General features: G+C 62.8%; 6 protein-coding genes and 2 pseudogenes. 5 read left to right on the top strand and 3 right to left on the bottom strand.

Features of this window, described 5'->3' with window-relative positions; translation table 11 throughout:
* Positions 1 to 463: 463 nt before the first annotated feature.
* The 5 genes and pseudogenes from JQ641_RS38515 to JQ641_RS25395 all read left to right on the top strand — a co-directional run.
* Positions 464 to 924 (top strand): annotated as a pseudogene (locus tag JQ641_RS38515) (transposase); the annotation flags it as partial.
* 52 nt (positions 925 to 976) lie between these two features.
* A pseudogene (locus tag JQ641_RS38910) lies at positions 977 to 1,163 on the top strand (IS5/IS1182 family transposase); the annotation flags it as partial.
* Between the two features lie 402 nt (positions 1,164 to 1,565).
* Positions 1,566 to 3,479, top strand: a complete 1,914-nt coding sequence (locus JQ641_RS25405; protein ID WP_211998617.1) for a heparin lyase I family protein — start codon at positions 1,566 to 1,568, stop codon at positions 3,477 to 3,479.
* Between the two features lie 113 nt (positions 3,480 to 3,592).
* A complete protein-coding gene (locus JQ641_RS25400; protein ID WP_211998616.1) occupies positions 3,593 to 6,358 on the top strand; it encodes a type I secretion system permease/ATPase in 2,766 nt (921 codons plus the stop codon).
* On the top strand, positions 6,345 to 7,772 hold the full coding sequence (locus JQ641_RS25395; protein ID WP_211998615.1) for an HlyD family type I secretion periplasmic adaptor subunit: 1,428 nt from the start codon (positions 6,345 to 6,347) through the stop codon (positions 7,770 to 7,772). Before JQ641_RS25400 ends, JQ641_RS25395 begins: the two co-directional genes overlap by 14 nt.
* A 133-nt stretch (positions 7,773 to 7,905) precedes the next feature.
* Here JQ641_RS25395 and JQ641_RS25390 read toward each other — a convergent pair whose 3' ends face one another.
* The 3 genes from JQ641_RS25390 to JQ641_RS25380 all read right to left on the bottom strand — a co-directional run bounded on the left by JQ641_RS25390 (position 7,906) and on the right by JQ641_RS25380 (position 12,725).
* Entirely contained in the window at positions 7,906 to 9,987 is a 2,082-nt protein-coding gene (locus JQ641_RS25390) for a coiled-coil domain-containing protein (protein WP_211998614.1), read from the bottom strand.
* Between the two features lie 463 nt (positions 9,988 to 10,450).
* Positions 10,451 to 11,068, bottom strand: coding sequence for a DsrE family protein (locus tag JQ641_RS25385; protein WP_211998613.1), 618 nt, complete (start codon positions 11,066 to 11,068; stop codon positions 10,451 to 10,453).
* Between the two features lie 661 nt (positions 11,069 to 11,729).
* Positions 11,730 to 12,725, bottom strand: coding sequence for a TAXI family TRAP transporter solute-binding subunit (locus tag JQ641_RS25380; protein WP_349628618.1), 996 nt, complete (start codon positions 12,723 to 12,725; stop codon positions 11,730 to 11,732).
* Between the last annotated feature and the right edge of the window lie 52 nt (positions 12,726 to 12,777).

Raw genomic sequence — 12,777 nt, 5'->3', positions numbered from 1 at the left:
CCATTTTCATCACATCTGCAACCCCAGCACTCCGACATCTCCAGTCAAATTGGTAGCATTCGGGTAACTGGGTGAGGACCGACTAACTTGGGTGGGAACCGACAATAAATGGGTAGCCACAATGGTCCATTGAGCCGCGGCAGTACGGGCTTAAACTTGCCAAGTATCAATCCGCTTCAAACGTTCATCCCAATGGGCTGATGGGATGCCTCAATTGAGGACCGCTCAATCAAACATAGCGAGGGAAGAAGGCCCGGCGACAAGGGAACCCATGGGCTTGGGATCGTTGCGGTACAACATTCGACGCCCCGGTTCGCTCAACCGTATATCCGGGCCCAAGCTAGCGTCCCACGAACTTGTAACGCTCGGACTCGGGGCGCTCGGACTCGGGATGCACCTCGCGATGCGGCACTGCACGAGACGATGAATATGATGACATCGTTATTCAATCAGGCGCGTCGCCTTCGCGGGCTTCCTGGAGCCGCGGCGGGATGGCGGACAAGGCGCTCGCCGCCATGGTGCAGGGGGCTTATGTGCCGGGCGTCTCGACCCGCTTAGTGGACGATCTGGTGCAGGCAATGGGGACGAGCGGCATCTCGAAGAGCCAGGTGAGCCGGCCATGCAGTGAGATCGAAAGTGAAGGACTTCCTTGCCCGTCGGATCGAGGGCGACTGGCCGTATTTGTGGACTACGCCACCCACGTAAAGTGCGCCAGCAGGGGCGCATCGTCTCGGTCGCGGTATTGTTGCGGTTGGCGTCAATAGCGACGCCCGGCGCGAATGGATATTGCCCCTCCGAAGCCGAGACGTTCCGCACGGCATCCTGCGCAAGCTCGCCCGCCGTGGCCTACGCGGCGTCAAGCTGATCGTCTCCGACGCCCACGATGGCATCAAGGCCGCCATCAGCAAGATGCTGACCTCGACCGGCACTCTCGTGAATGGTGGGACAACACAACCCGACTGTGACGCCCGCGAACTTGAGCCCCCGTTGCTCTCCGAAGATGCCGACCCCGCGTTCGATCCACGAAACCGCACGAGAAGTCGCGCGCGATATCGCCAGGATCGATGCTTATGTGAGTCGCGGCGCGAACGGAGAAGGTCGAGATGCCGTTCGCACATCTGGAGCGCCGCCGCTTTCGACCTCCCGCAAACGCTGACGACGAAGCCATCCGACGGAAAATCGTGGGTGTGCCTTGAATCGACCAGATATGGGCACGTATTGGGCCCACATACATGGGTATAAATCATACTTTGAAAGTTTTTTCGCCATTTTTGCTTATTAACCAGCCAGCCAGCAGTCGGGGGGGCGAAATCCCACTGCTTTGAAATACCCTCGCGGTTCGAGGCTGCAATGCTTTGAAATGCGTTCGTGGTGCCCAGGCGCTGCGAGCAAGCGGTATGTCGTGCGCCATCTGCACGGCAGTGAAATATCCTCGCGGTTCGAGGCTGCAATGCTTTGAAATGTGTTCGCCGGCGGTAAGCCGCGAGCATGCGGTATGTCGTGCGCCCTTATGATGCGCGGCAGTGGAATTCAGCGTCTTCAACTTTCAAGAAGGAATGAACGGAATGACAATCACCTCGTTCTCGGGTGTAAATGGCGGAACGGTAACAATCGATGGGATGAAAGCTCAGGTCGAAAACGCCAGCCGGAGCTATAGCCTAACAGAACCCGATAGCAACACGCTCAGGTTCGAGGTTCATTCGGGGGATTATTGGCCCAATGACGTCCGGAACGGCAACACGTCCGAACGGTCTGAGATCGACATGTTCCAAAGCTATAAAGCAAATACTCAAATCAACGTATCCTACGGCCTTACCCTGGAGCCCGGAGCGCCAAATACTGCTGCATGGATGCTCCTCGGCCAGATTCACCAAACCCTAGGGTCCGGTTCACCGCCATTCGCCATCGGCATGTACGGCGAACGCATGGTCGTCATCGCACGCGGTCCCAATAACGCTGAGAATCGCGTTTATTTCGACGCGAACCCGATCCAGCGTGACCATCAATATCAGTTGAACGTCCAGGTCAACTTCGGAAGTAACGGCACCGGCACGCTGAAAGTCTGGCGAGATGGGGTTCAGATCGTCAACTACAGCGGCGCGCTCGGAACAGGGCTGAGCGGCGAGAGTTACTACTGGAAGGAAGGCATCTACCGCGCGCCGGCCAAGGAGGTGGTTGCGGCGGAATTTTCCAACCTGCAAATCACGACCGGGGCGGCCGCGGCTCCCACGGCACCGACGCAGCAACCCACGCCCAACGTCGCGCCCACCGTGACGCTGGTCTCCGCTTTACCGGGGACGGGAGTCGAGCATGTCGGCGATACCATCACAATGACGGTCCGCTTCAGCGAGGCCGTGACCGTCTCCGGTCAGCCGGCGCTGTCGCTCAACGATGGCGGCAAGGCCACCTATGTGAGTGGGACGGGCTCGAATACGCTCACCTTCAAAACGACGGTCGCGGCGACCGACCGCGATACCTCGGCGCTTGCCATCACCGGCGTCAATTTGAACGGCGGGAGCATCAAGGATGCTGGCGGCCTGGCGGCGAACCTTTCGGGCGCGGTGAAGACTTTCACTGGTCTCCAGGTCGATGTCGATCCGATCTCACCGACGAACCCGACATCACCGACATCACCGACGAACCCGACGAACCCGACGTCTCCATCCGCGGTCACACCGGTCCTCACCGTCGCGGATCCCACGCTCACGGTGAAAGGCAGGGGCGGCACGGTCGATTTGGGGGTGAAGGTGTCGACGACCGATTCCAACGACAAGGTGACCGTGAACATCAGGGGATTGGCGTCGTACGAGACGATCACCGACGGCCTCGGTCACACGTTCAGTGGAAGAAACATCACCTTGACCAAGGAGCAGGTTGACAGCGGACTGACGCTGCACAACTACCATCGAGGCTGGGATGATCCGGTCGACACGATCACGCTGACGGCAACCGCCAAGGACCCGGTCACCGGCGCCGTTACGACATCCGCGACGCAGACGATGACCCTGTCGGATGCTCCGCGCGGTTGGACCACCACGGCCACCACGACGCCGCAAACCCCCACGGTGCAAACCCCCACGGTAATGGCGCCTTCGACCTCTACCCCGGTCACCAGCACGGTGACGGCACCGCAGCCGATCTCCGTGACGAATGCTCCTCCGGGGATTACCACGGCGCCTGCGACCACCACGACTGCAGCGTCTTCGACGAGCCCGGGTTCGGCGCTGCTTAGCCGCATCGGGGATTTCGCCGCCGGCGGAGTTGCGACCTCTGCGGCGCAAATGTTCAATGTGGCCGATCTATCGCCCGCGACCAGCAGCAGTCCCGCAGCATCCCTGGCAAATCAGAGCTTTGCGCTGCTGAACCAGTATATGGCCGCCAGCCCCGGCCGGGTCGATCCCGGTCAGATTGTGTCGGCTATATCGAATGGCACCACTTGGGGGCCGGAATCGTTCCTCACCAGACCACCAGCTGCGTGATCTGCTTCCGCACCCGGGCGCTCGCCGCCCGGGTGCGGCACCATCGAAATTTGGGAATGCATGAGAAGGAACATCGGAAGCGGCCGGTAGCCGCGAAGGGTTGAGTAGAAAATATGGCGATCCAGAATGGAAATGCCCACGCCGCAGATCTAGGGCTCCGAGCCCTGGCTCTGTTCCTGCGGATTCATGGCGTCAACGCTACGCAAGAGCAGCTCCGCGATCGATGCGGCAGCGACGCAATCAGCATCCGCGCAATGCTGCGCTGTGCGCGCGAGTTTGGAGTCAACCTCGGCTCGCGGACGACGCATTGGAAGCGACTTGCGGCCATCCAGCTGCCTGGAATCGCAGCGCTGCATGACGGCGGATTCCTGCTTCTCGGAAAGATCGATGACAGGGGTGCGCTTGTGCTGCATCCGACCTGGTCAAATCCCAGGGTGATGACGCGCGCAGAGTTCGAAGAAATCTGGGACGGTCGTTTGATCCTGCCCGGACCTCAGAACGTCGCCAATCGGGTGCTTCATGCACTCGCCGGCATCAGCACCCGCGGAGTTGACCTGGCGCGCCGTGCCGGCGACGCCCTGCTGCGTGCCCTCGAGCCTTTGACGCGTACGCGCGATACCCTGATGCGCACGCGCGATACCTTGGTGAAAGCCCGCGATACCCTGATGCGTGGACGTTTCGCCGCTCGAGGCGATACTGCTTCCCCGCTGGCTTCCCCGCCGGTGAGCACCGAAGTCACGGCGGCAAATGCCGAAACCGACAATGCCGATGAATCCGCGCTCGTTGCGCTGACGATATTGCTGCGTTGCCATGGTATCGCGGCCGACCCGGCTCAAATCCGCCATCGGATAGGCGCGGCGGGCGTAGGCGTTACCGAAATCCTGCGCTGTGCCAAGGAATTCGGACTCAAGGCACGGGTACAGAGAACGAGCTGGAGCCGACTTGCGGTTACCCCGCTGCCCGGGATCGCCGTGCTGCGCGACGGCGGATTTCTGGTCCTCGGCAGAGTGGACGAGGGCAAGCTCCTCGTTCAGCGCCCGTTGTCTCCCCGACCCGATAGAATGACGCAGGACGAGCTGGAGGCCATCTGGGACGGCGACATCATCCTGATGGCCCGGCGCGCGAGCCTGACGGACCTCGCCCGACGCTTCGATATCGGCTGGTTTGTCGGCGCGGTCCACAAGTATCGCCGCCTGCTCAGCGAGGTGCTGGTCGCCTCGTTCTTCCTTCAGCTCTTTGCCCTCGTGTCACCGCTGTTCTTCCAGGTGGTCATCGACAAGGTGCTCGTGCATCGAAGCATGAGCACGCTCGACGTTCTGATCCTGGGCCTGGTCGCCCTCACCGTCTTCGAAGCCATTCTCGAAACGCTGCGCGTCTATCTGTTCGCGCACACCACAAACCGTATCGACGTCGAGCTCGGTGCCCGGCTGTTTCGTCACCTGATGGCGCTGCCGATCGCCTATTTCCAGACCCGCCGCGTTGGCGATTCGGTGGCACGCGTCCGCGAGCTCGAGAATATCCGCCAGTTCCTGACGAGTTCGGCGCTTACGCTGGTCATCGATCTGCTGTTCACGGTCGTTTTCCTTGTGGTGATGTTCTACTACTCGCCGACGTTGACGCTGATCGTCCTGGCCTCCTTCCCGTTCTACATCGGAATCTCAGTAGGGGTTGCGCCGCTGTTTCGCCGGCGCCTCGATGAGAAGTTCAATCGCGGGTCCGAGAATCAGGCCTTCCTCGTCGAGAGCGTCACGGGCGTCGAAACCCTGAAGGCCATGGCAGTCGAGCCACAGATGCAGCGCCGCTGGGAGGAGCAACTCGCCGGCTATGTGGCCGCAAGCTTCCGCGTGCTCAGCCTGAACAACACGGCGAGTCAGGCAGTCCAGATGATCAACAAGCTGGTCATCGCAGCGATTCTTTACTTCGGCGCCAGGCTCGTGATCGGCGGGGAGCTGACAGTCGGCGAGCTCGTTGCGTTCAACATGCTGGCCGCGCGCGTCAGCACTCCGGTGCTGCGGCTTGCACAGCTCTGGCAGGATTTCCATCAGGCCAAGCTGTCGGTCGATCGCCTGGGCGACATCCTCAACACCATGCCCGAGCCGAGCTTCAATCCGGGTCGCGCCGCACTGCCGGCGATCCGCGGCAAGGTCACATTCGAGCACGCGACCTTCCGCTACCGCATCGACGGCCCCGAGGTGCTGCACAACGTCTCCTTCAGCGTGGAGCCCGGCCAGGTCGTCGGCATCGTGGGCTCCTCGGGCTCGGGCAAGAGCACCATCACCAAGCTGATCCAGCGCCTCTATGTGCCGGAGAGCGGACGCGTGCTGGTCGACGGCGTCGATCTCGCGATGGTCGATCTGAGCTGGCTGCGACGACAGATAGGTGTCGTGCTGCAGGAGAACGTGCTCTTCAACCGCTCTGTTCGCGAGAACATCGCGCTCGCCGATCCGGCCATGTCGATGGAGCGGGTCATCGAGGCGGCATCGCTCGCCGGCGCTCACGACTTCATCCTTGAGCTGCCCGAGGGCTATGACACCGTGGTGGGCGAACGCGGCAGCAGTCTGTCCGGCGGACAGCGCCAGCGTATCGCGATCGCGCGCGCACTTATCACCGATCCGCGTATCCTCATCTTCGACGAGGCGACAAGCGCCCTGGACTACGAAAGCGAGCGCGCCATTCAGCAGAACATGAAACAGATTTCTGCCGGACGGACCGTCTTCGTCATCGCGCATCGGCTCTCTACCGTGCGCAATGCGAACCGGATCATCACGATCGAGCATGGTCGGATCGTTGAGGACGGCAGCCATGATGAGTTGATCCGCACCAACGGTCGTTACGCGAACCTTCACTATTTGCAGGCTGGTATCCATGACGTCCGCTAACCGAAACGTCGTTGCATTTCCGAAAGCCGAGGTTCGCCGGCGCGAGAACGAAATTGCGTTCCTGCCGGCGGCTCTCGAAATCACCGAATCGCCTCCGTCGCCGATCGGGCGTGCGATCGGTGCGAGTATCATCGCACTCTTCTGCGTCGCACTGGCCTGGGCCTCGCTCGGCAGCGTCGATATCGTCGCCACGGCGACAGGCAAGATCGTGCCGGGTGGGCGCACAAAGCTGATCCAGCCGTTCGAAACGGGCGTTGTCCGCGCCATCCAGGTTCGCGATGGACAGCGTGTCAAGGCCGGCGACGTCCTGATCGAGCTCGACCCGACGATGACGGAAGCCGACCAGGAGCGCCAGAAGAGCGATCTCCTTGCGGCCGAGCTCGAGGTCGCGCGGCTGCGCGCGGCACTGGCGGCGGATCCTCTCGCCGCCTTCCGGCCGCCGCAAAGCGCAAGCGCCGCCGAGGTCGAAATGCATCGCCAGTTCCTGATCAGCCAGCGCGCCGAACAGAACGCCAAGCTCGCGGAGATCGAGCGCCAGCTGGGTCAGAAGGAAGCGGAACGGGCGACCACGTCGGCGAGCGCGGCGAAGCTGCAGGCGACGATACCGGTGCTGCAGGAGCGCGTCGACATCCGCAAAGGCCTCGTCGAGAAGGCACTGGCCTCGAAGGTCATCTATCTCTCGGAGTACCAGGAACTGGTCGGCCTTCAGCAGGACCTCCTCTTGCAGCAAAGTCGACTGCTCGAAGCGGACGCGGCCACCGCGCTGCTGAAGGAAACCAAGGAAAGGACCGCAGCGGAGTTTCGTCGCACGACCTATGACGCACTCGCGAAGGCCGAGCAGAAGGCTGCGACCGCCGCGCAGGAGGTGGTCAAGGCGGATCGGCGCACGAAACTACAGCGCTTGACCGCACCGGTCGACGGCATCGTGCAACAGCTTGCGGTTCATACGGTGGGAGGCGTGGTGACGCCGGCGCAGGCGCTGGCCGTGGTGGTTCCGAGTGACAGCCAGCTCGAGATCGAGGCCATGCTCTCCAATCGCGACATTGGCTTCGTTCATCCGGGACTGAAGGCCGAGATCAAGGTCGACACCTTCAACTTCACGCGTTATGGGCTCCTTCATGGCGACGTGCTCAGCGTGTCGTCGGATGCCATCACGCGCGACAGGCCGCAGAGCGGTTCGAATGACCGGGGATCGGGTACAGCGCAGAGCAGCAGTGAGCCGAAAGGTCAGGAACTGGAATATGCCGCGCGCATTTCGCTCGACCGTCCGGAGATGCAGGTGGAGGACAAGCTCGTCAAGCTCGGCCCCGGAATGGCGGTGACGGTCGAAATCAAGACCGGCACGCGCAGGATCATCAGCTACCTTCTGTCGCCGCTTGCGCGATACAAGCAGGAGTCGATGCGAGAGCGGTAGGCGAACACTATCGATGAGCCTTGCGGGCAACAATTGCCCGTAAGGCGCTTGCCGCTTTCGAACGAAGCACCTGCCGGGAGATGCCGGCCGTGGAGACGGTTGCGCGGATGTCGCCGGTCGACTGGCATATGCGCTAGCGACGCAGCGCTTCCAGCCGTGCTTTCGCCTCCTGGATTCCCGCGGCATCAGCCTTTGCATAGAGGCCCTGCGCCTTGCTCGCATCGCCGCGGGTGCCCTGAGTTTTCCATTTCGCAAGGATCAATGGATCGTAGGTCTCTGCCAGCGCGAAGCTGGCCTGGGCGCTGCCCATCTCGACGGCGCGCTCGAGTACAAGCCGCGCCGCGCCTATGTCGCCCTGCCGGAGCAGCGTGGCCGCGCGCGCAACCAACCCTGTCGCCACCGCGGCTTGCTCGGAATCGAGCTGGGCATCGCCACGCGCGGGCGCCGCTGGTGTCCACTCGGCACGCGCCTCTGCGAGATCCTGCTGCAACCACGCGGGCCGCTCGCGCTGGTCCTGTGCCGATTTGCGAGGCAACGGCGCGCTGTTTGCAGCCGCCTCTCTGAGTTCCGCCGCTTCGCCTCCAGCTTTGCGGGCCTGCGCCTTGTACGCATAGATCGCGCTCCGCGTCATCGAGAGGCCTTCAAGCAAGTCGGCCGTTTCGTACTCTTTTTGCGTCGATCGCCTCAATTCCGCGGCACTGGCTACCGTCGCCTGTTTCCGCCGGGTAGCTTCCTCGTCGGCCTTTGCCGCCAGCGCGGTCTGGATCTCGACATCACGCCGCATCGCCGCGAGATCCTGCTCCAGCCGCACGGACCGCTCGCGCTCCTGTTGCAGGGACTTTTGCAGCCCCGCCGCACCGCTCTCCGCCGCCGCTTTCAACCGGGACGTTTCCGCGCCTGCCCTCGTCGCCAGCGCGGTCTGGGTCTCGACATCACGCCGCGCCGCCGCCAATTCCTGCTCCAGCCGCGCGGATCGCTCACGCTCCTGTTGCCGGGACTTCTGCAGCTCCGCCGCGCCGCTCTCCCCCGCCGCTTTCAGCCGTGAAGTTTCCGCGCCTGCTTTCGTCGCCAGCGCGGTCTGGGTCTCGACATCGCGCCGCGCCGCTGCAAGCTCCTGCTCCAGCCGCGCGGATCGCTCACGCTCCTGTTGCCGGGACTTCTGCAGCTCCGCCGCACCGCTCTCCCGTTCCTGTTTCAGCCGGAACGCTTCCTCACCCGCTTTCGCCGCCAGCGCGGCCTGGGTCTCGACGTCACGTCGGGCCACCGCCAGATCCTGCTCCAGACGTGTAAACCGCTCGCGCTCGTCCGGAGCGGCCTTGCCGGGCGACGGCGCGCCGCTTGCGGCTGCTTGCCTGAGTTCCGCCGCTTCGTCTCCAGCTTTGCGGGCCTGCGCCTCGTATGCGTAGATCGCACTCCGCGTCAGGGAGAGGTCTTGTGCCAGCGCGTCGGCCCTTGCGCGCGACTGCCTCAGTTCGGCAGCCCCGGCTTCCGCCGCCTGCTTCCGTCGCAAAACCTCCTCGCTCGCCTTTGCCGCCAGCGCGGCGTGGGTCTCGACATCATTCCGCGCTGCCGCAAGATCCTGCTCCAGCCGGGCGGATCGCTCGCGCTCCTGGTGCAGGGACCTCTGCAGCTCCGCGCCGCTCTCCCCCGCCGCTTTCAGCAGGGCAGTTTCCTCACTCGCTTTCTTCGCCAGCGCGGTCAGGGTCTCGACATCATTCCGCACCGTCGCCAGATCCTGCTCCAGCCGCGCGGACCGCTCGCGCTCCTGTTGCAGGGACTTCTGCAGCTCCGCAGCGATGCTCTCCCCCGCCTGTTTCGACCGGGAAACTTCCTCGCCCGCCTTTGCAGCCAATGCGGTCTGGGTCCCGACATCGCGTCGCGCCGCCGCGAGGTCCTGCTTCAGCCGCTCCGCCAGCTCAAGCGCCTGTTGCAGGGAGTTCTGCAACTCCGCCGCACCGCTCGGCGCAGCCTGCCTCATGCGCGCGGCTTCTTCGGCCGCTTTAGCCGCCAGCGCGCTCTGGGTTTCGACATCCCTTCGCGCTGCCGCAAGACCCTGCTCCAGCCTCTCGGCCCGATCGCGCTCCTGCTCGAGACGTTGCAGCAACTCGATATCGCGCCTTGCATTGGTGAGTTCGCGGGACAGGGTCTCCGCCCAGTGAAGCTCCTGTTCCGGAGACCGCCTTGTGTCGCCGATCGTCGCTTGGACAACCTGCACCGATCTGTCGTTGCCGGCTCGGCTCGGCGGCAAGGCTACCGACAAGGCCACTGACAAGACTACTGAATCGTCATCACCTTCCGTTCCAACAGAATCGATATTGCGGGCAGCCGTCACCAGCTGCGCATCCGCCAACAGTCGCTCCCGATCGGGGCAAGCCTGCGTTTCCGACGCCCATGTCATTGCGAGCATGGCAGCGGCCATCCACAGGGGCGCGGATCGTCCGGGCGCGGGCAGCTGCCTCCTTTGCTTTGTCTTCTGCGCAAACGGCGTCGTGTCCGAATCGTTGCGCGACGCGCTTGCGATATCGGAGACGGTACTTGATCCGTCACTGAGAATAGCCGTGCGGCCCATTTGCAATCACCCGTCGCTTGGCGATGCGACCTGTTCAGGTCGCGCTATTTTGCGCTCCGCCGCCATGCAAATCCTAGGATTCGCATGGGGGAGCCCCACCCCTTTCGGGTCAGGGTTTTACATAGGACCAACCCTTCTCCTGCAGCTCCATCACGCGCACGACGCCTGACTTCACCACCTCCGCCTGACGAACAATCGGGATGCTCTTGTTCTCGGCCTTGTGCATTCTTTCCTGAGTGTTGCCGCAGGCCTTGAACGATACCTCCGGCGTGCTCAGCGCCATCTCCTCGATACGTGCCTTTACCGGCGAGGTGTCGTCGCGCAGCATGTGCAGGCCGGGCCCGAACGTGACCACCTCGATCTTCACCTTCTCACCGGCATCCTTGTAGTACTGCGCGACGTTCGTGGCGTTGTTGAGCGCGAGATTCATGGCGGCAGGGTCGTTCGTGTTCACCTGCAAGATCAAACGGTGCGCTTTGGAGTCGGCAAGCCGAGCGTTGGCGGCAAGAGGCGATCGTGCGGCAACAGCGGATCGTGCCTTCTTTGGTTTGGTTGCCTTGTTATGTGTGGTGGCCTTTGCTGCAATGCGCTGATGGGGCGTAGCGGGCTCCGTCGTTGTCGGCACCCAGTACCGTCCGCCTTGTTCCGCCGCAGCGAGTGGCGCGGCGAACAGTACCGTTGCGGCTGCCATGGTGATTACCCGCGCAATATATTGAAACATGCTCATTATGCCTCTCCTATCAATAAACGTCATTGGACTGCTCATCCGTTAGGTTTCGTGGCTGGATGTGGCCACCTGCACACAGTGGCCATCTTCGCTCGCACCGCCTCCAACCCGCCTAGCGAGAACACTGCATCCAGAGCAGTCCCCATCCGGGATGTAAGGTGAATACTGAGGCTTCCGCTGTCTGGAAGGGACTGCACCAAGCGAACAACGTCGCCCCCGAACGCCACTCCGATTCCGGACGTCGGCACGGCTGCTGCGATCTGCAGCCCCTGACCGTCGTTGACGCGATAGGAAATCGTATAATCGTTGCCGCGACCGGGAACGCCGGGCCCGGCGACCACCAGTTCGCTCCGCCCGCCGCGGCATCGAATCGAAAGCGTCACTCCGGATTCGCCGGCACCATCGCGTGACGATGTTGTGGCGGTAGCGACCGGTGAATAATCGACGGGTGAGATCGTCACGCTAATGATCCAGTTGTTTCCCTGGTTCGCCTGACGAGGCGCGGTGGTCCGCGGCGCCCTCTCGGGGCACTCCAGGCCTGCTGCGCGTTCCGCCGGGGAACAATCGTGAAGCTGCGCTGTCGGATGATCTTGTGTCCCCTGCGCCAAAGCAGTGCCGCTTGCGAGCGTGATTCCAGCCACGAACAGACCGGCCGCGCGTCTCATTGCGATGCATGCGCAGCACGCGGCCCACGATCGAGCCATGCCTGCGCCGCAGGGAAGCGCGCAAGACCAGGAACGGTAGCCGCGAGATTGATCGATTTCCACTTCTGGTCGAAGCCAGGCTGCTGCAACTTTTCAATCCGGGAGAACAGATGGTCCACAAAGCGCGCTAGCCGCTCGTAGCGGTTCGATTTGGCTGGAAAATTGAAGGCGACGAGCGCGGTCGGCACCGCAATCGTCGTTACGCGTTCGCCCTGCTTGATCAGATTGGGGTATTCTGCGGCATCGAGCGCGGCGGGAAGATAATAGTCCTCGAACTTGCGGTCATAGGGGACGGGCAGGAACTTGAACCCCGCCTCCCAGCGGCCGCGCACGAAGGCATCCACCGGCTTCGAGGTAATGAAGACGACCGCGGCCATCTCGCCCTTGCGCATCTGCTCGAGCGCGATCTGATGCGGGATGAAGGTCTTTTCCACATCGAGGCCCAGACGACTGAAGATCAGCGGCCCCGAATAGGCCGCCGCGGTGCCCTGGGTATTGAAGTTCACCTTCTTGCCGACGAGATCGTTCAGGCTCTGAATCTCGGGACGAACGAAGATATGAAGCTCGGACGGAAACAAGTTCAGCACATAGGCCAGCCGTTGCTGAATATCGGGCACCTGGCTCTTGTATTCCTCAAGCACGTCGGAATTGATGATGGCGGCATCGACGCCGCGCAAGTAAAGCAGCGAGTTCACGTTTTCCGTGGCTCCGCGCGTCACGATCGGAAGAACGTGCAGTTTGTCACCATCATCGACGACGCGGGCTACTTCGGCCGCCAAACGGATGGGTGCGCCTTCGAGAAGGCCTCCGGCGAGGCCAACCGTCCAGGCGTTCATCGTCACTTGCGGCTTTTGCGGCGGCACCTGTCGCAATTGACGAGTAGCAGGTTGCGTCTGTGCATCCGCGTCGGACGGCTGAACGACCGTGAGCAGCGGGGCCAGCGCCGCCAGCACAAGCAGCTTGCGCAACGCAGCCTTTGCGTGCCGCGCCCCAACCGCAATCACC

The sequence above is a fragment of the Bradyrhizobium sp. JYMT SZCCT0180 genome (genome assembly GCF_018130165.1).
Lineage (GTDB): Bacteria > Pseudomonadota > Alphaproteobacteria > Rhizobiales > Xanthobacteraceae > Bradyrhizobium.
This window is presented reverse-complemented; position numbering and strand designations above follow the sequence as displayed.